An 18970-nucleotide genomic window follows, 5' to 3' on the forward strand; every position below is an offset into this window, starting at 1 on the left:
AAAAGCTTTTGATAAATGCGATCGCAGGTAGTTTTCTGGCAAAGGCGATCGCACTACGATATTGTTAGGTCAAGCAAGTAGGAGTCCTCACTCAATGACCACCCTAGCTAAATGGTCAGTTGCAGACTATCATCGCATGATTGCGGCAGGCATTTTGTGCGATCGGCGTGTGGAACTGCTAGTTGGAGATATTGTCCAGATGAGTCCAGAAGGGCGATTACACGCCTCGCGTATTAGAAAAGTTGCTAACTACCTCCGCAGTCTTCTCAATGACTTAGCACTGGTGTCTGAAGCGCATCCGATTACACTCGATTAAAAGGACTTGTCATTACTAGATGCACAGAATTCTTATGGCTATCAGAAGTGAAAGTTCCTCTATGCTGAACCAGCTTGGTCTATCCCTCCGCGATATGCGATCGCTCTTTACCATAGCTTGAATTGATACCAGGACATCTCACAGTTCCATTTAGAAATATTTGATCTCTCCTTTCATAGTGCTGCTGATAACCTGGGTAATCATCCGATTACGCCGTGAGATGCGTTATAAAAAAAGCCTCTCATGTTGAGAGGCTTTCTAGATTGAGATTGAGTGGGAAAGGTTAAGTATTAACCCGCAACAGCTACCGCACCTGCAATCGCTGAAGCCGCCCCAGAAACAAGTGCTGTCCAGAATAGCCACCAAGCTGCTGACGCTGCCGCTTTGCGAGTTTCTTCTGCTTGTTTTTGCGCTTGATACTTGACTTCATCAAGACGTCGTTGTGCTTCCGATTGGATGCGTTCTGCCCGTTGCAACACACTATTGCGGGTACGCTCAATTTGGTCAATGACTCGGTTAGCGTCTGCCTCGGAAATATCTTCACGAGAACTCACAATTGCAACTAAAGTGTTGCGGTCAAACTGACTTAAGCGATCGCGCATTGCGTCAAAACCCGCTTGTGGGTCATCAAACAACTTACGCAAGTCAGTCTTGATGCCATCGTAGTTGAGTTCGGGTCGCTCAAGGCTGTTGAGGTAGTTGCGGATTTTGGCAAAGGTGCGGTCAATCACAGACTGGATGCTGAGTTGCAAATCCCGCAGTTGTCCCATCACTTGGTCGCGGACACCGAGGATATTATCAACAATGTGGTTCACATCCTGCTCAGAGATATCCTCCCGTTGAGACAGAAGGGAAACTAGGGTAGAACGGTCAAAGTGAGCAAGGCGATCACTCAGACTCGACACGCCAGCACGGGGGTCATTGAGCAGGAGTTGGACATCACGCTTGATCCCTTCGGGATTCAGTTCATCCTTACCCGTGGAACGCAGGTAATCTGCGATCGCACCTTGGAAATCCTGCACCTGCTGCTGAGTCCGACGAGCAAGACGACGGGGAGCCTTAACAATGTCGCGAATGGTAGATTGTACCTGGTCAATGATCTGATTGACTTGCTCCTCACTCAAGTCCTGCCGTTGAGAGAGCAACTTCACTAAGGTATCTCGATCCATTGAGGCTAAACGTCCTCTGATCGCCAAGGCTCCACCTTTCGGGTCATTGAGCAGTCTGCTTAAGTCACGCTGAATCCCTTCAGGATTTAGTTCCGACTTACCCGTGGAGCGTAGGTAATTGGCAATTGTCGATGTTGCCTGGTCGTATTGCTCTTTCGCTTTTCCGGCGAGTTTTTGAGGCGTGTAGCTGATGCGAGTCCACGCTCCTTCGATCTGATCGAGCGTTCGATTAATCTGATCCTCGCTCAGGTCTTGACGCTGATTCAAAAGCTGTACCAAGGTATCACGGTCAAAGCGAGATGCACGGGAGCGGAGAGCGGCAAGTCCAGCTTGTGGGTTATCCAAAAGCATTTGCAGTTCCCGATTGATGTGATCGGGATTCAGTTCAGCTTTACCCGTATCGCGTAGCAAGGATTGAACCTTGAGCCACTGCGCTTCGGCTTGTGCCTTAGCCGCTTCTTGCAGTTCTTGTGATTCTCTCAAAGCGCGATCGCGTGCTGTTTCAAGCTGAGGAATGATTACGTTAGCGTCTTCTTGTGTAATGTCCCCACGCTGGCTCAGAATCTGGGCGAAGGTAGAACGGTCAAACTGGGCAAGACGATTGCTCAGTTGTCCAAAATCTGCATCCGAGTCTTCCAGAATTGGCGTGAGGTTGAGCTGAATTCGTTCTGGAGTCAGCTCTTGTTTCGGGGTGGTGAGCAGATATTGTTCTACCTGGCGCAACAGAGCAAGCGATCGCCCACGCTCTTGGGCGGCTCTGGCTGTAGTCAAAACTTCTAAGCGAATCGATTCCAACTGTGTAGTCAGCAATCGGATTTCCTTGTGGGTCAAGAGACCCCGTTGTTGTAGCACATCAGCAAAATCTGAGCGGTTTAGCTGCTCCAATTCCTGAGCAACAACTTCTGGGTCTGCTTCCGGGTCATAAAGCACATTACGGAAGTCCCGATCAACTCTTTCCCCTCTCAAATGCCAGCTAGGAGTATTGAGCAAGTAGTTTTCTACATCTGTCCGAACTGTGCTGGGGGGTAGTGCTGGTGTATTGGGATTCACCTGAGATGCAATTTTACCCGCCTGAGCACCCGCTTGGTCTCTAACTGTTTTTAGCTGACCGACAATTTTTTCGACATCAAAGTCGGAGAGGTCAGTACGTCCCATCACCATGCCAATCAAGCTGTTAACACCCATTGTCATCGCCTGAGCGACAGGACCTGTAGCTTTTTGAGGCTGACCACCACCACTGCTTTGACCAGGCAGTCCGGACTGGCGGAGTTGACGCACTTCTGAAATGAGTTCGTCCAGCTTCTGAGTAAATTGATTGCCAACTAACTGATCGGGTGTAGCTGACCTAATAAAGTCGGAGAAGCCTGCCATGGGATCGCCTTGTGGTGTCGGCAGTTGGTTCACGGTTTTCTTCCACGCGCCTTCGAGTTGGTCTGCAAGGCGATTTATATCCCGCTTGGATAAATCGCTCCGGCTGCTGATCAAATCCACAAAGGTTTGTCGGTCAATATTGCGAAGGTGATCGCTGCCAGCAATTTGCTTTAAATTCGGGTCATTCAGTAAGTTTTCAAACTCTTGCCGAATCGATTGGATATTTAATTCTGGAGGTCGTAGTGCTTGGATGTAGTCCTCTACGTTCTCCCGAAGACTAACTGGGTCAATCGCTGAGCTGAATTCACGACGCACTGCCGACGCGGCGGCTTCTGCTGTGGCAACGACTTGGCGACTCGCAGCCCCGCCCCCAATTGCGGCGGCGGCGGTTCCCACAATCGCCTGAAAACCGGAAGTCGCGGCATTCACCACTGAGCCGATTAGAGAACCCACAGTTGTTGAACTGACCCAAAATAGCAGCGAGAAGTACGTTGCCCAGATGACTAAGCCAACAATTGCCCCTAGTCCTGCACTCTCAAGCAAGCTCAGCTTCACCGCCAATAAACAACCGAGGAATAAAGCGATCGTGACCGTTATCAGAGTCCAAATCCCTACACCTGTACTGATTTTGCGGATCGTACCGCCTACGCTACCTCCTTTATCATCGTGAGTATTATCGGAGTCTGATTGATGCCCTAAGTAAGAAATACCAGCGGCAACAGATAAATTTGTTAATAATAGCTGGATGCCAAACGCCAGCAATACTCCAGCAATCAAGGCAGTCAAGAATTGTGGTCCACTAAAGACCAATGCCGCATCCTCTGCCGTATCAATATCTGGATTAACTGGCACTTGTGCTAACCACAATGCCCAGCTACTAAGCTTTAGTGCCATTCCCCCACTCTGAAACATGATTTCTTCCTCGTTCAATGTTTATGTGTCGCGTAAGTCTAAAGATTGCTGGAATAGCTCGCCCTACTTCGGCAAAAATCACAGTCTTTAAACGACAGAATCGTTGTTTACGAGGGTTATGATCATCTCCCCAAGGGGAGAAAGTTCTCAAGGTCTTGGAGAATGTCTACCATGAGAGGTAGCTAGATTATTGCAACGGGTTATTGAAAAAAGATAGTTAAAGAGGGAAACGGAGAAAGGCTGAGTGCAGGCTCGTAGAAGTTTTTAAGCAGTTCCTCGCACCAGATGAGGACATAGGGGGATTTCAACTGCATAGTTATTTCCGCGAAGCTGCACTGAGTGCCAAATTGTACAAATCAAAAAAGAGACACACCTAGGAATGTCTCTCACTGCTTTTTACTCTAGCGTCGTTTGCGACTACCGAATGAGCTAGGTGCCCTTGAAGGACTCGATCGCCTACTACTACTACCAAAACTGGGTGAGCGCTTAGCTCCTGTTGAAGAAGGTTGGTTAGAGCGGCGCAAAGTACTGGAACCGTAACCTGAACCCGTGGAGCGAGTCCCGGTTTGTGGTACTCGGCGTACCGTTGTCCGTTGACTCGATGAAGGAGTTCTTAAACGGCCTGTTGTCCGAAAACTTTGACTATTTTTGACGGCTGGTGGTGGCGCTTGATAGCGGGTTTGGTATTGCTGAACAGCTTGACCATATGTGTTGCCATAACCACCATATCCAGTCATAATCACACCGGGTTGATAAACTGGCGGCACATAGTAGCGTGGTGAAAACAGCAAGCTACCAACGGCTTGACCTGCTAACGCTCCAGCAAAAGGAGTCCAAAAGCTAGATTGCTGACGCACTACAACCGTTTCTTGTTGACCTGTTTGAGGGTTAACCTGATTTTCTGTAACGTTGTGGACGTATTCAATTTTGAAGTCTTCCGTCAGGTGCAACGCTGGCTGACCATTCTCAACATTCAAATAACTCTTCTGTCCGGCTGCAATTTCTTCGTTAGTCAGACGCGCCATTTGTAAGTCTGTCGTGCGAAATGTCGGAGGAGTCCCAGGCTGGGTATTCAGCAGCATCAGGGTGTACTCGCCATTAACGTCGTCATAGGTTGCCTGTTGCACAGGATAACGACCATCACTCACCCGTGTTGGTGCAGCTGAGGTAGTCCTATTTGTATTATTCGGATTTCCGTAAGACTGTGAGGAGTTAGGTGTACTACACGCTAATGTAGTCCAACATAAGCTCAGAGATATTAAGATGATAGTTAACTTGCGAAACATAAATCGTAAAAAACTAACACTATTCAACGGTAACTTGTAACTGTGATTCAAGTGGTTGGTTTCCTCCCCAAAAGCAGGGCGGATTTAACCCCTGTATTTCTGACAAAAACTTTTTAGTTTGATTGAATCACCACAGGATTTATATAGTACCCAAGCCAGTGACTAAACCCTATAAATGCTTATAGAGGAATGAGTTCAGGGAAATTGACTAACACTTGATCGCTTGTTAGTTCTTCACCAAACTGAGCTGGAGAGAAGTGAACTTGGATTGCACGTAATCGGCCCTGGTAGTGCAGATTAATCAAAGCTTTTAAACCTGCTTGTAGCGCACTCACATTAGATAAATCGGCTTCCAATTCAGGAACTTCACCTTCGTAAGCCACTGTAATCATTACAATCAAGTTCTGAGTCGCTGGCAAAGTTAGGGGTTCATCGCGATTAGATGCTGATTGGCTGAAGTCAGGTTCACTCAGATAACGTTGAGCAGAGTCGGTAAATAACTCAGTTACATACTCTTCAGCTTCCCCTTCACTCCAAAAAACATCACCTTCATTGGCAGCAGATTGCCAATAAGTATCTAATTGGATGAGGTTTTGGCAAATATCAACGAGTCCTTCTCCTAAGACTTGCATATCTCCGTCTTCATCAACAGCTTCTCGTGCTGCACGATTGAGAACTCCTAGTAGGGGAGCAACTTCTGCACCAGATAAATGGATGAAAATACGACAGATCACAAATCGAGTTCGACCACCTAGCTGATTAATGCGATCGCGCCAAGAATTCATTACTCTCTCTACTACTAATTGCCATTAAGTACCTATTGTTCACCATAGGAAATCAAGTCAACTAAGCCATCTATCATCGGATTGACTATGTTGTTACTTTCTCTACTACCTAAGTAGTTAATAAGCGGCGATGTGCCTTGATGAGAGGGAAAAGCACACTTTGCATCTGTACTACCAATGCTTAATATTTCGTAATTTTCCCTACACTGAGAATTGTAGAGCTATTCACAGTTCAGGATTATGTTGCTTCGACCCCATCAACGCACCAAGCTAGACGATACCAATGACACAGACTTTTACGCGATGCCACGCTTCGTCACTCATGTGGACGAAGGTTTTATCGATCAGCTAACCCAACTATATCGCGATCGCCTTAAGCCAAATACCCGCATCTTCGACATGATGAGTAGCTGGGTTTCCCACCTACCAGAGGAGATAGAATTTTCTCACGTCGAAGGACACGGGCTGAATGAGGAAGAACTTGCTCGTAATCCTCAACTCGCTCATTACTTTGTTCAAAACCTCAACGAAAATCCCAGTCTTCCCCTAGCAGATGAAGACTTTGATGCTGTTCTCAACTGTGTTTCTGTGCAATATCTACAATATCCAGATGCTATATTTTCCGAAATTCACCGCATCCTCAAACCGGGCGGCATTGCAATCATCAGCTTTTCCAACCGGATGTTCTACCAGAAAGCAATTACTGCATGGCGGGATGGTACAGAAGCTAGCCGAGTTGAGTTAGTCAAAAGCTACTTTCAATCCGTTCCAGGATTTAGTCCTCCAGAAGTCATTACTCGTCAGTCCTCTGTCCCCAACTTCCTCCAGATGCTTGGTGTCGGTGGTGGTGACCCCTTCTATGCTGTAATTGCCCAACGTTTAGGCTGAAGTTGCTAGAGAATCCCAACCACAGGTGAAAAAGTGTAATTACTCTTAGCGATTCATTCCAACATACATAGAAGTCTTTCCTTTACGAAGCCATGGCTTACCACATCTGCACTCGATGTGGTAGGACAGTTAACGCTTATAAATAGGAAGCTCTTCAGTAAACCCTCCCATCTCCGATAAGATATATAAAGGTCTTCCTTTCACTTCCTCATAAATTCGTCCCACATATTCACCCAGAATCCCAATACTGACTAACTGCACAGCACCGAGAAAGAATATTGCAATCATAATCGTGGCAAAGCCAGTCAAGGGGGAATTTGGCGAGACAATACGCCAGTAAAGTACAAGCACAGCCATCAGAATTGCTGCTACAGCCGCGGCTAAGCCAACGTAGGTTGAGAGTCGTAGCGGCAATCTAGAGAAAGACACTAGACCATTTGCTGCTAAGGAGAGGGACTTGCGAAAGGTGTACTTTACTTCCCCTGCAAAACGTGGGTCACGCTCAAACCGGATTGAAGTCTGCTGTAAGCCTGCCCAAGAACGTAGCCCCCGGATGTAGCGGTTACGTTCTGGCATCGCATTGAGGATATCGACTACTCGCCGATCCATCAAACAAAAGTCGCCCGTATCTGGGGGAATATCCACATCGGCAAGGCGCCGCAGGAGGCGATAAAACAGATAAGCAGGAAGGCGCTTCAACCAGCTTTCTTTACGCCGTTGGGTACGCTGGGCATAGACAACTTGATAGCCTTGTTGCCACTTTTCGATGAGATGAGGAATTAACTCTGGCGGGTCTTGTAAATCGGCATCGAGAATAATAACGGCTTGACCTCGTACAAAATTAAGACCCGCTGTGACAGCAATTTGATGACCAAAGTTACGGGCGAGGCTAATGTAGCAAACTCGTGGGTCTTTTTGGTGGAGGTCGCGTAATAACGAAAGAGAGCAATCGCGACTACCATCATTGATTAAGATTAATTCCGCTGAACCATCTAGCTGATCCATCACAGCAGCAACACGATGGTACATCTCAAGAATCGTTTCCTCTTCGTTATAGATCGGAACGATTAAGGAATACTTTGGGGACATAGTTCATCCATATTGATTTAAAAGGTTGGAGTATGGTGATGGATTTGAGCATAAGCGCGTACTTAATACCTGACTTTAAATTAAAACTCATCTTAAGGGGCTAATCACTGTTCTCAGTTCTAAAAAAACCAGTCCCACCAGGCAAACCGAATCGCATAGCGTCCGAGGAGAAGTGCAAAAAAGCCGATGATTGCGTATCCCCAACGAGGATGGTTGGCAAGCACTAAACCCAATGCGAGGGAGAGGGATGCGATCGCATAAACATAGCGACTGACAGATTGGAGGGCACCAGAATAAGCAATGATCGCCAAGGAGAAAACACCGTAGGCGAGTGCGACCAAGGGAAGCTTATTTCGTAAGTGCCACAGTAAGTAACCACCCCCCAGGAACATGATTAATTTAATTAAACTATCTTTGTTCCCTGATAAAGCATGGCTAGCTATATACCCCCAAGTCGGTTGATCGCCCCATGCCTCCTGTACATGAATGAACGCGATCGGGTCTCCAAAACGAAGTCCACAATAGGCACTAAATAACAGTAACCCTCCGACTGACGCTAAACCTGCTGCATAGGCAATCTTATGTCGCTTTTCTCTCCAAGCCACAAAAAGAAAGGCGGGTACCAACGCCGCCCCTGTTGCCCGTGTTGCAGTCGCTAATGCTCCCCAAAATGCTGCCCTGCCATGTTGTTGGTTATCAAAGGCTCGTAAAGCGGCTGTAGTCACTAGTAGAAACAAACCTTCGGTATAAGCGACTGTTCCAAATACAGAGAAGGGACACCAAGCCAGTACAGCCGTTGACCACCTAGCTTCCTTGACACCAAACCGTTCTTCAGCCCAACGGTATAGAAAAAATAACGCCCCAAGCAAGGCTAAATTGTTTACCAAAGGGCCTGCTACGTCAAACGGGAGACCGAGACTCATCACCCCACGGGTGATTAAGGGAAACAGAGGGAAGAAGGCGACGGGATATTTCTGTCCATCATTGGCATAGTCGTAGCCAGTCGTTGCAATCTGCCGATACCAAGCCCCATCCCAATGTGTAAAGAGTTCCCAACCTGCTTTGGGAACAAAATTGTGGGTAAAACCCAGTGGAGTGTAGTCGTAGTCTGTCGGTGGCGCTTGAATCAAGGGAGCAATGAGTTGCATCGCTACAATGATGACGAGTCGGCTCAAAAGCCACATCGCTAAGACAAAAATCCAGCCCTCGCTCCATCTTTTTCTCTTGAGCCTGTCTTCTGAATCTACAATTTCCCTCGACCTTATCGGTGTCATAGCTAAAAAATATGCGAGTTTAGAAGGCAAGCTAAGCCAGAAGTCGTAAAACGTTTAAGCTGAAATTACGCCTTGAGAACACAATTTTATTCCCTTTAAAGAAGGATTTTTCTGTTACTGAAGCCTGTTTCTTCCCCTTTCGTCATCAATAGCAACTATTAACGACCCAGCTTATTGGGAATTCCGTCACAGCCACCGGGAATTGACTTTCGGGAATTTTCCCCACACCAAGCACAGCAGTAGTAGCGTTGTTCTTCTTCAAGCCGCAGGACACCTGTAAAGTTAGCGTTTTCAACCACAGCACCCGTGTGGGCGCCTGTTTCATAATTAGGGGGTTTGGTACGGCTGCGAGGACTGGCGGTTTCTACTGAACCATAGAAGAGGTGAACTCCAAATAGGTCAGCACCACTAAGATTAGCTTCAAATAAAATTGTTCGAGCTAAGTTGGCTTTTACTAGGTCACAGCCGCTGAGATTGGCTCTCACCATGTTGGCATCGCTCAATTCTGTCCAGCGCAAATCTGTACCCGCAAGGTCTGCTCCAGCTAACATCACGTTCAAGTCAATCACACGTACGCCATCATCACGGTCTTCTAGGTAACCTCCGTTACCATCCAGCATTGGACGACCTAAGTGGCGATCGCGTTTTAATGGTGTCAGCAACCGAGACTGGGACAAAAACCGTATAACTTTGGCTTTCCCTTGAGCGTCTACACTACTTAAAATAGCCGCTGTGCGTCCTTCTGAAAATGCCCGCTCCTGTGGCCAATCTTCTAGTAATCCTTCGTTATCTAATGCCAGGTCAGAAACGCCCTGAAAGTAGGCATCAATGGTTTGCTGTTGGGTAATCGTGTTCTGTTGGATGGTTAGGTCTTTAGAAATTACATATTGTCGCCAAGCAATGTAAACAGCGAGGACGGCGATGAGAATTTGCCCTAACGCTCCAATCCACTCCGCTAGTGAGCCAATGGCTTCGGAGTTTAGCTTTTCCAGCACAGCATCAAACTTTCGATTGACACCTGTTAGGGTTGCCAAACCAAAGATTGCCGCTAGCAATCCAAAGATAGCAACGAACCGTGATTGCTCGACTGGAGAGACTGACTCACTTAACCACTGCTGCAACGGTACCCAAACAACTGGCACTGATATCAGCAAGGTGGCAATTGCTCCCGCCATCCCAATCCAGAAGTTATCAATCGTTAACCCCAAAACCAGAATTGCGATCGCAATTAGGGTAAGTATCGGGACTGAGGGATGATTAGCAAGACTCGGTTGGCTAGTTTGCCTGGATAGCACCCCGGTAGATACAGGTGGCGGCTGTCTAGTTAGTTTGATCGCTGGCGGTGATTTACCATTACCGGAGGTATTGGCAGCAGTACTAATGCCACTCTCACCGGTTGGACTATCTACTGACGGACTGGACTGGGGAGAATCAGGCTGAGTTGTCATCGTCTTCCAAGTAAAGCGGGCATGGCGGGATATATTGCCTATATATACCTAGATGATTTTAACCAAGCAACAATTTGAGCCGTCTGCCTGTTCAAAGGCTTACCGCTGTTTTGAGTAAATCCACATTCTAAGGCTTTTGTCAAGTTTTTTATTGTGAGGCAACATCAAGCTTTTTATATAGCAGTAGCCACGGATGTTAGGGCATTAACGGGAGCCAAGTTCTTTAGCTAGAGCCGATGTGACCAAAGCTGACTGCTGATTGCTATAGCAAGCGCAACCCAAGTAATTTGATTTAAGCGATCGCTGTATTCCCCATGCCTATCTGGTAGCTAGATATGACGTAAAATCTGTATAACTGCCGCAAGAGGGATGTCAAATGGAGTTTGGATATGAGTTTAGTAGTTCCCAGAATGAACTGATTAAACAGCTAGCTGACAAAATGCGATTTGTTGGCTACTTCCTAATTGGTGTAGGAGTTCTGACGGCAATCGGTGGATTATTGGCATTGAGAAATGGTGGTGTCGGTAGCATCATTAGCGGAGTTGTTCAAGTCATTATTGGGGTTTGGACTAGCAAAGCCGCATCTGCTTTCAAGCTGATCGTAGAGACTCAGGGGAATGATATTGAAAATCTTATGGGTGCCCTCGGTGAACTGAGGAAACTCTATGCTCTTCAATACTGGGCTTTAATCATCGCTATAGTTTTTGCAGTAATCGGACTTATATTGGGACTAGTTTTTAGCGCATCTTTGCCTTGAGAAACAGCACTCCAAGCTACGTTTCTGGTGTTAGTATTCAAAAGAGCGATCGCATATCAGAATCATGATTCATCTAGCGCCTGTTGTTTTGCAAACTGCTCCTTCAGTTTTCGCAGAATCGGGATTTTCTGATATTGCTCAGAGCGTATGCTATCCCAGTCCAAACCTAAGGGGCGCGGATAAATCGTCTTTGTCTCTATGATCTCTTCAGAAGTGACAACCCAATTGAGTGCCCAATCATGACTTTGCATCGGCAAACACTTTTGTTCAACAATCTGCAAGGGATGTACCGTCGTCACAATTGGCGTATCGGGTTGCACCAACCCAAACTCATAAAGCATGGCAAGTTCCAAGTCAGCAAACCCAGCGCCTTTCCCAGTCCGACCCCCATTGCGGGTCACCGCCACACAGCCTACCATCACTAAATCAATAGGTTGCATCTGGTCAAACGTCACCAATCGCCCATAAGTCAGTGCCTTATTTGCGATCGCAGCGTCTTCAAGTAAGATGTTACGCTGCTGCAAATCCTCAGCCGTCAATTCAACAAAGCAACGGGTACTCGTCAAGCGGGGTACAGCCATGTACAAGCGTTTTCCCTCTTGCAGCGCACGTAGCCGCACTGGAATTTGTGGTGAATCGGGATTGCACTTAATCGCCTTTGCCTGTTGCCAAATTGGTAAAGCTGCGAGTTGTTCAGCCGCTTGTTGGGCACCAACAAAGTTTGGGATGTGACCAAATGGGTCACCAATAGCTGCCCCTTGTTCCTTTAGCAATGACCAAATCTCAGTTCTCAGATTGTCTTTATCGGGATGATAACCACTCCAATTTGTCTTGATAGTGTTAGACATTGAATTTCATTTAACGTGTTGGCGATAGACATTGGGAGTTACTTGCAGAGTCTTGCGAAACACTGTTGTCATGTGGCTTTGATTACCAAAACCTACTTCGTAGGCAATCTCAGCAATGGATAGACTCGGTTCACGAAGCAAAGCTTTCGCTCGTTCGATACGACATTGCAGGACATATTTGTAAGGAGGTACTCCTGTTGTTGCTTTAAAGGAATGGGCGAAGTAAAAGGGACTCAATCCAACAACTCCAGCAATTCCATCAAGACTTAGCTCACGTTGAAGATTGTCTTGAATATACTCAATCGCTGTTTTAAGCATCTTAAGGGCTAAGAAATCAGGGACACGCTTGAGTTGACCAGATACATTCGACCGATGACGGATAACGTGTTCCATGATCAGTGTCGCTACTGACTCTAGATAGAGCGCTCCACCAACATGTCTATCTGTAAAAAAGTCTCGCACTGCTTGAGCTAGACGTAAGCCTTTCGCACTTGCCTGAACCTGCCCTGGTACGAGTTCAACATCTTTGTCACTGCTGTATTCAGTAAGGATTCGAGAGGCTAGCGGTTGCTTGTAAGCAAGGACGATGAAGAAACCAGCCGTTTCGATAGAGCGATAACTGCTAAATGAGGGCACAACGTCGAAACCACCTGGTTCGGCACAATAAGTCTCTAGCTTATCGGAGTTAAACGCGGCAATTCCACGACCGATCTCAAACCGAGTCGAAATCAGCTCAAAGGTAGGGGTGATATTAACCTCTAAATTTCCTGGTGGGACTAGAGCAACAATCAAACTCGGCGTTTCTAGCCAATGTCCCCACTTCGGCAACTCGCATAAGGGGGCATGGTTCAGAGGCATCCTGTACTCTGCTGATATAAATTTCTGTTCTTTTAGAACATCCACTCTTCACCCGCAAGAACTGAAAAGACAGCTTAAGCCTGTATCTGTATAGTTGGCTCTATTAAGTTTATTAAAGGACATCGAGTAACCAATGCATACAGGTTTGATTCCCATATCGGCACTCTTCATTGGGTTGAATGGTATCCTCGCCTTTGCACTTTCCTATATTGCAGCGACGGAACGGACAAGAGCGAGAGTTTGGCATGGTGAGTCAAAAGAGGACGTTACCACACAACCCGATCCGCTTGCTAATCCCAGTGCTTGGGTGGCGACAATTGAGCGTCTGAGTCAAAAGCTGTCGCTAGGAAAGGTTCAAGAAGATGGAATACTACAGCGTAAGGTACGCGCTCATGGGAATTTTGCTGAATATGTGCCGCAGGGGTTGCTTTTCCTTGTGGCGCTAGAGTTAATGAACGCTCACGTCGGGCTGATATGGCTTCTCGGCGGTACGCTTACAGTTGCTAGAGTTGCCCATGCTTACGGAGTGATTACGAAATATGGTCCTTCTATCGGGCGGGCAACAGGATTTTTCCTAACTTGGTTCGTTTACATAATTGGCAGCATCGCTTGTCTCTACTACAGCGCTAGCAGTTTGATTTGACGAGCTTTTGCTGGTTGTAGCCAAGGAGTTAAGAACGCGATCGCCTTTGCCAGCAACATTTGTGTGAGTTCCCGAATCTTTTGGGGATTGTGCGATCGCTACACTATCTCTGTATAAATAACCCACCAATCAATACTCTGCCCTGCTTTCAGAACTTGGATGAGTTCGATAATCTACTGCAATTCTCTCCTAGCGCGTACAATTACATAACACATCGACTATCAGGGTTTGCATCGATTGAAGTAGCAGTTTAGGGTGCCCATCTTGTTGCCGAAATTGACGCTCAAACGTGAAGAATAAATTTGTACGGAATTGGGATTTTAATCCAACTGGGTTACGAGTTTTAATAATCGTAGTATTACTGTTGGGGATTTTTTTCCGCTTTGGTAATCTCGATAAAAAAGTTTACTGGTTTGATGAGGCCTTTACCTCATTACGCCTTTCTGGCTATACCGAGGCAGAAGTTGTTCAGCAGCTTTCTCAAACTCCTGTGGTTGGAGTCGAAGATTTACAAAAATATCAGCGCATTAATCCAGATAAAGGCTTAAAGGATACAATTAATTCCTTAGCTTTAGAAGACATCCAGCATCCACCTCTGTATTATTTGATTGCACGATTCTGGATGCAGTTGTTTGGGAATTCTATCACCGCTTCTAGAAGTTTAACAGCTCTAATTAGTCTTCTGGCACTTCCTTGCCTTTATTGGCTATGCCTGGAATTGTTTAACTCGTCTTCAGTTGGCTGGATAGCGATCGCATTAATGGCTGTTTCACCCTTTCATGTTTTGTATGCTCAAGAAGCACGAGAGTATAGCTTATGGACTGTAACTATTTTACTCTCAAGTGTAGCCTTTTTAAAAGCTCTACAATTCAATAAAAAGAAAAGTATCACCCGTAAAGTTTCTGCTTGGGGAATTTATGCAGCAACTGTATCCTTAGGACTATACACGTTCCCTTTTTCTGCCTTAGTTACCTTTGGGCATGGAGTCTACATCTGGATAGTAGGCAGATTTCGATTTACGCAAGCTTTGAGTGCTTACTCTCTAGCTGTTCTGAGCAGTTTTATAACTTTTATTCCTTGGATTTTAGTCCTAATTAATCGCTCCTCCCAGTTTGATAAAACTTTAGGCTGGACTAATCTTGCAATGTCGCGGTTAGCGTGGATTCGGATATGGTCGCGTAGCATTAGCTGCTCTTTTATTGATTTTAATGTTGACTCTAGAACTCCTTGGGGGATATCGCTAGCTTTCGGAGTGTTATTTTTACTATTATTTACTTTAATTTGCTATGCAATTTATTTCCTTATTCGTACAAGCTCAAAACCTACATGGCTGTTTATCATTACTTTAATTGCTGTGACAGGCTTAGCCGTAGTGTTACCAGATTTAATTATTGGCGGGAGACGCTCAACGACGGCTCGATATTTAATTCCCTGTTTCTTAGGAATTCAGCTAGCTATTGCTTACCTTCTTGCCAAGAAGCTTAGCTTGATTAATTTAAATTTTAGGAAAAAGAAGTTATGGCAATCTGTTGCGATCGCACTATTTTTAGGAGGCGTTTTGTCCTGTATAGCCAGTTATCCAGCCGAAGGGTGGTGGCACAAGTCTATGAGTTATAGTATTCCTCAAGCTGGTCGTATTATTAACCAAGCTTCTCAACCTTTAGTCGTTAGTGATGCATCTGTCGCTGACTTATTATCTCTAAGCTATTATCTTGAACCCAAGGTAAAACTTCAAGTAGAGCCAAGGTGCTACACTTGCCATATCAATTCTCAAGTAGAGGATAAACCAAATCTCTCCAATGTTACCGAAGGTTTTAGCGAAGTCTTCTTATTCAAACCTAGACCTTCTGAGGCATGGTTACAGGCACTTAATCAAGAGCAATATTATACAGTCCAGCCGCTTTACAAGGGAGAGAATGGTGTCTTACTCTGGAAATTGACAAAGTAAGCAGAACTTTAAGTTTTAAATGTCATTGAAATTGTTGAACTCATGCATAAATCATGGCTTCGATTTCTAATCATTACTATATTAACGTTGGGCGTGTTATTTCGCTTTGTCAACTTAGATAAGAAAATCTACTGGCACGATGAAAACTTTACCTCACTTCGAGTTTCTGGCTACACCGAAGCTGAGATGGTTAAACAAGTCTTTAAGGGTCAGGTTAGTGATGTTAATGATTTACAAAAATATCGTTATCCCAATCCTGATAAAAATCTCCTAGATACTATCAATTCATTAGCGATAGAAGAACCTCAACATCCGCCACTTTACTATGGAATGGTGCGATTTTGGATGCAACTGTTTGGTAATCAGGTGGCTATAACGAGAAGTCTATCTGCACTAATTAGCTTGCTTGCCTTTCCTTGTATCTACTGGCTATGTCTGGAACTATTTAACTCTTCACTGGTTGGATGGATAGCTGTAGCACTAATAGCTGTTTCACCTTTTCATGTTCTCTATGCTCAGGAAGCGAGAGAATATAGCTTATGGACTGTAACCATTCTTGCATCTAGCGCTGCACTACTACGAGCCTTACGGCTTAATACGATATCTAGCTGGATTTTGTATGTTGTAACTCTATTTTTAAGTCTGTATACCTTTCTGTTTTCAGGCTTAGTAATGATTGGGCAAGCACTTTATTTATTAACTAGAGAACGCTTTCAGTTTAGTAAGGTAACCACTAATTACTTGCTGGCTTCTTTACTAGGACTGCTAACCTATGTGCCCTGGATTTTTGCCATTATAAATAACTTTTCTGAACTCGACCAAAGAACTTCATGGACAAGTGATAAAATCCCGTTCTTATCGCTAGTTAAAACTTGGGTTGCTAACCCAACCCGAATTTTCTTTGATATAAACCTTGATTCCAAATCTAATCTTATGTTTATCGTACTTCCCCTACTTATCTTATGGGGGCTAATCGGATACTCAATTTATTTTCTTTGCCGCAAAGCTTCAAAACCTGTAGTCGTATTTATTTTGGCTTTGATTGGAGTGACTGTATTAGTCTTGGTACTACCAGATTTAATAATAGGGGGACGACGTTCAAGTGTTAGTCGATATCTAATTCCCTCATATTTAGGAATTCAACTAGCTGTTGCTTATCTTTTTAGTATTAAACTGGCTAACCCTAGCCTCTCTCGTTATAGAATCTGGCAATTTGGATTTTTGTTACTCATTATTGGCGGGATTGTCTCTTGTGGAGTTAGCTCTCAGACAGAGACTTGGTGGATTAAGAAAAATCGCTTTGATACGCCTGAAAATGTTCAAATCATTAACCAATTTTCCCGCCCTCTCTTAGTTAGTAGTAATAATCGTTACAACCCTGGCGAAATCCTGACTCTCAGCTATCTACTCAACCCAAAAGTAAAACTTCAGCTAGTAACTGAACCCAATCTTCCAAAAATACCAGAAGGATTTAGTGATATATTGATTTTCAATCCATCTAAGGTTCTAAGAAAAAAGCTTGAGACAGAAGGGAACTACACGATAAAGACTGTTGCCCCAGGAAACCTTCAGATTTTCAAATTAATCAAAACGTGATGAATAAGGCACAATTTAGAAGCGATTGGTTAAATAGACTCAAAATAGCTCGGCAACTTCCTCTAGCTAACCTTAAGTTTTTCTTTGTTGTCCTATTGGTACTTGGTATATTTTTTCGCTTCGTTAATCTCGATCGCAAAATCTACTGGCATGATGAGGCTTATACTTCACTGCGGGTTGCAGGCTATACCAGTAGGGAAGTCGGTGAGCAAGTTTTTAATGGTCAGGTTATAAATGTTAAAGACTTAGAAAAATATCAGCGCATCAATCCAGAAAAAAGCTTAAGAGATACGATTAAATCTCTAGAAATTGACGATGCCCAACATCCGCCTTTTTATTACATTCTGGTAAGGCTTTGGGTGCGATGGTTTGGTAATTCTATAACTGTAACAAGAAGTTTATCTGCACTTTTTAGCGTGTTGGTGTTCCCGTGCGTGTATTTTCTATGTCTAGAATTATTTGAGTCATCATTAGTAGGATGGGTTGCGATCGCATTAATTTCTATCTCACCTTTTCATGTATTGTATGCACAAGAAGCGCGAGAGTATAGCCTCTGGACACTACTCATTCTTCTAGCAAGCTGGGCATTACCCAAAGCACTACGATTTCATGCTGAAGGAAGAAAGGCAATTCATATTACTGGGATGTGGGGAACTTATGCATCTGCTATCGCCTTAGGACTTTATACATTTCCCTTTACCGGATTAGTAGGAGTAGGACATGGAATTTATGTAATTGTAACCGAACGCTTTCGCTTAACTAAATCGGTAATTGCTTATCTATTCGCATCATTAACTGCCTTTCTCTCATTTGTACCTTGGCTACTCGTTACGCTTAGTACTTGGACACAAACAGGTGCCACCTGGACGGCTTTTCCAATCCCATTCGTAACCTTACTAAAAGTTTGGGGACTTCATATTGAGCGGGCATTTATTCTGACGATTGGAGATTTCGGATTTGATGAACCACTGATTTATATCACGCTACCTTTCTTTTTAGGTTTAACTATTTATTCAATCTATTTTCTCTGTCGTCATACACCTGTAAGGGTTTGGTTATTTGTCTTAACCTTAATGGCAACCCTCAGCCTCTTTTTATTATTACCAGATTTAATTTTAGGTGGACAGCGCTCAACAGCAGGGCGATATCTAGTTCCCTTTTATTTAGGAGTTCAGCTATCTATTGCTTATTTGCTAGCTACGCAAATTATCTCTGCGAATTTCTTCAAACAAAAGTTTTGGCAAATCGTAATGGTGATAGTCATTACAGCAGGAGTAATTTCCTGTGCAATGAGTTCTCAAGCCGTAACGTCTTGGAATAAGGTAATTAGTTATAATAATCTCGAAGTTGCTCGGATAGTCAATCAAGCCCAGGCTCCTCTACTCATTAGTAGCTCATTTGGCGTTAATTTCGGTAATACCTTCGCTCTTAGCTACATACTTGACCCAAAAGTAAAACTTCAGATTGTCACGGGTAATACGCAACCCGACTACTTAAACATTCCAAAGATACCTTCAGGCTTTAGCGATGTGTTTATCTTAAATCCTTCTGACCAGTTTCGAGAAAAAATCGAGAAAGAGTACGACACCAAGATGAATCTCCTGTTCAATGATTCTTTTCTCTTCCTCTGGAAGCTAACTACTCCTTTGCGCTAGAAGATAAAGCATGAAGGATTGGAGATTGGAGAAAGGCTTCATTAGGTAATTTCACGATATTAGAGAAGTCGTTAATATTTTAGCTTAAAAGATACATTTTTTAATAGCTAGTGAATCAATACTCAAC

General features: G+C 44.6%; 15 protein-coding genes. 7 read left to right on the top strand and 8 right to left on the bottom strand.

The window, feature by feature from the left end; genetic code table 11:
- Window positions 1–94: 94 nt before the first annotated feature.
- A complete protein-coding gene (locus AC5JL3_RS14315) occupies window positions 95–316 on the top strand; it encodes a hypothetical protein (protein ID WP_496075111.1) in 222 nt (73 codons plus the stop codon).
- A 290-nt stretch (window positions 317–606) separates the two neighbouring features.
- Here the strand turns inward: AC5JL3_RS14315 and AC5JL3_RS14320 are convergent, their stop codons facing one another.
- The 3 genes from AC5JL3_RS14320 to AC5JL3_RS14330 form a co-directional block, all read right to left on the bottom strand.
- On the bottom strand, window positions 607–3768 hold the full coding sequence (locus tag AC5JL3_RS14320; protein WP_496075112.1) for an MFS transporter: 3162 nt from the start codon (window positions 3766–3768) through the stop codon (window positions 607–609).
- 401 nt (window positions 3769–4169) lie between these two features.
- Window positions 4170–5054 carry a hypothetical protein gene (locus AC5JL3_RS14325; protein WP_496075113.1) on the bottom strand — a complete coding sequence of 295 codons (885 nt, stop codon included), beginning with the start codon at window positions 5052–5054 and terminating at the stop codon, window positions 4170–4172.
- A gap of 179 nt (window positions 5055–5233) precedes the next feature.
- Entirely contained in the window at window positions 5234–5839 is a 606-nt protein-coding gene (locus AC5JL3_RS14330; protein WP_496075114.1) for a DUF1517 domain-containing protein, read from the bottom strand.
- A gap of 240 nt (window positions 5840–6079) precedes the next feature.
- On the opposite strand from AC5JL3_RS14330, the gene AC5JL3_RS14335 reads away from it, so the two are divergent.
- The gene (locus AC5JL3_RS14335) at window positions 6080–6727 is read left to right on the top strand and encodes a class I SAM-dependent methyltransferase (RefSeq protein WP_496075115.1); all 648 of its coding nucleotides are present in this window, start codon (window positions 6080–6082) and stop codon (window positions 6725–6727) included.
- Between the two features lie 129 nt (window positions 6728–6856).
- On the opposite strand, the gene AC5JL3_RS14340 is transcribed toward AC5JL3_RS14335, so the two are convergent.
- The 3 genes from AC5JL3_RS14340 to AC5JL3_RS14350 all read right to left on the bottom strand — a co-directional run bounded on the left by AC5JL3_RS14340 (window position 6857) and on the right by AC5JL3_RS14350 (window position 10538).
- Window positions 6857–7816 (bottom strand): glycosyltransferase family 2 protein, encoded by a 960-nt coding sequence (locus tag AC5JL3_RS14340; RefSeq protein ID WP_496075116.1) that lies wholly within the window; start codon window positions 7814–7816, stop codon window positions 6857–6859.
- 119 nt (window positions 7817–7935) lie between these two features.
- Entirely contained in the window at window positions 7936–9090 is a 1155-nt protein-coding gene (locus AC5JL3_RS14345) for a mannosyltransferase family protein (protein ID WP_496075117.1), read from the bottom strand.
- A 158-nt stretch (window positions 9091–9248) separates the two neighbouring features.
- Complete coding sequence (locus tag AC5JL3_RS14350; protein WP_496075118.1) at window positions 9249–10538, bottom strand: pentapeptide repeat-containing protein; 1290 nt, start codon at window positions 10536–10538, stop codon at window positions 9249–9251.
- A 376-nt stretch (window positions 10539–10914) separates the two neighbouring features.
- On the opposite strand from AC5JL3_RS14350, the gene AC5JL3_RS14355 reads away from it, so the two are divergent.
- Window positions 10915–11295 (top strand): hypothetical protein, encoded by a 381-nt coding sequence (locus AC5JL3_RS14355; protein ID WP_496075119.1) that lies wholly within the window; start codon window positions 10915–10917, stop codon window positions 11293–11295.
- Window positions 11296–11357: 62 nt separating this feature from the next.
- Here the strand turns inward: AC5JL3_RS14355 and AC5JL3_RS14360 are convergent, their stop codons facing one another.
- Together AC5JL3_RS14360 and AC5JL3_RS14365 are read right to left on the bottom strand one after the other, a co-directional pair.
- Complete coding sequence (locus tag AC5JL3_RS14360; protein WP_496075120.1) at window positions 11358–12143, bottom strand: 5-formyltetrahydrofolate cyclo-ligase; 786 nt, start codon at window positions 12141–12143, stop codon at window positions 11358–11360.
- 6 nt (window positions 12144–12149) lie between these two features.
- Entirely contained in the window at window positions 12150–13001 is an 852-nt protein-coding gene (locus AC5JL3_RS14365; RefSeq protein ID WP_496075121.1) for a helix-turn-helix transcriptional regulator, read from the bottom strand.
- Between the two features lie 133 nt (window positions 13002–13134).
- Here AC5JL3_RS14365 and AC5JL3_RS14370 point away from each other — a divergent pair, with 133 nt between their 5' ends.
- From AC5JL3_RS14370 to AC5JL3_RS14385, 4 genes are all read left to right on the top strand, one after another.
- On the top strand, window positions 13135–13644 hold the full coding sequence (locus AC5JL3_RS14370; RefSeq protein ID WP_496075122.1) for an MAPEG family protein: 510 nt from the start codon (window positions 13135–13137) through the stop codon (window positions 13642–13644).
- 289 nt (window positions 13645–13933) lie between these two features.
- Window positions 13934–15592: a glycosyltransferase family 39 protein gene (locus AC5JL3_RS14375; RefSeq protein WP_496075123.1), complete on the top strand. Its 1659-nt coding sequence runs from the start codon at window positions 13934–13936 to the stop codon at window positions 15590–15592.
- Between the two features lie 42 nt (window positions 15593–15634).
- Complete coding sequence (locus tag AC5JL3_RS14380; protein ID WP_496075124.1) at window positions 15635–17188, top strand: glycosyltransferase family 39 protein; 1554 nt, start codon at window positions 15635–15637, stop codon at window positions 17186–17188.
- Entirely contained in the window at window positions 17188–18843 is a 1656-nt protein-coding gene (locus tag AC5JL3_RS14385; protein WP_496075125.1) for a glycosyltransferase family 39 protein, read from the top strand. Before AC5JL3_RS14380 ends, AC5JL3_RS14385 begins: the two co-directional genes overlap by 1 nt.
- Window positions 18844–18970: the final 127 nt, after the last annotated feature.

Source organism: Symplocastrum torsivum (genome assembly GCF_059505465.1).

Coding starts and splice junctions, on each gene's coding strand:
- AC5JL3_RS14335 (WP_496075115.1), top strand. CDS start 6,080: ATGTTGCTTCGACCCCATCAACGCACCAAGCTAGACGATACCAATGAC.
- AC5JL3_RS14355 (WP_496075119.1), top strand. CDS start 10,915: ATGGAGTTTGGATATGAGTTTAGTAGTTCCCAGAATGAACTGATTAAA.
- AC5JL3_RS14320 (WP_496075112.1), bottom strand. CDS start 3,768: ATGTTTCAGAGTGGGGGAATGGCACTAAAGCTTAGTAGCTGGGCATTG.
- AC5JL3_RS14340 (WP_496075116.1), bottom strand. CDS start 7,816: ATGTCCCCAAAGTATTCCTTAATCGTTCCGATCTATAACGAAGAGGAA.
- AC5JL3_RS14370 (WP_496075122.1), top strand. CDS start 13,135: ATGCATACAGGTTTGATTCCCATATCGGCACTCTTCATTGGGTTGAAT.
- AC5JL3_RS14365 (WP_496075121.1), bottom strand. CDS start 13,001: ATGCCTCTGAACCATGCCCCCTTATGCGAGTTGCCGAAGTGGGGACAT.
- AC5JL3_RS14350 (WP_496075118.1), bottom strand. CDS start 10,538: ATGACAACTCAGCCTGATTCTCCCCAGTCCAGTCCGTCAGTAGATAGT.
- AC5JL3_RS14345 (WP_496075117.1), bottom strand. CDS start 9,090: ATGACACCGATAAGGTCGAGGGAAATTGTAGATTCAGAAGACAGGCTC.
- AC5JL3_RS14360 (WP_496075120.1), bottom strand. CDS start 12,143: ATGTCTAACACTATCAAGACAAATTGGAGTGGTTATCATCCCGATAAA.
- AC5JL3_RS14325 (WP_496075113.1), bottom strand. CDS start 5,054: ATGTTTCGCAAGTTAACTATCATCTTAATATCTCTGAGCTTATGTTGG.
- AC5JL3_RS14385 (WP_496075125.1), top strand. CDS start 17,188: ATGAATAAGGCACAATTTAGAAGCGATTGGTTAAATAGACTCAAAATA.
- AC5JL3_RS14315 (WP_496075111.1), top strand. CDS start 95: ATGACCACCCTAGCTAAATGGTCAGTTGCAGACTATCATCGCATGATT.
- AC5JL3_RS14330 (WP_496075114.1), bottom strand. CDS start 5,839: ATGAATTCTTGGCGCGATCGCATTAATCAGCTAGGTGGTCGAACTCGA.
- AC5JL3_RS14380 (WP_496075124.1), top strand. CDS start 15,635: ATGCATAAATCATGGCTTCGATTTCTAATCATTACTATATTAACGTTG.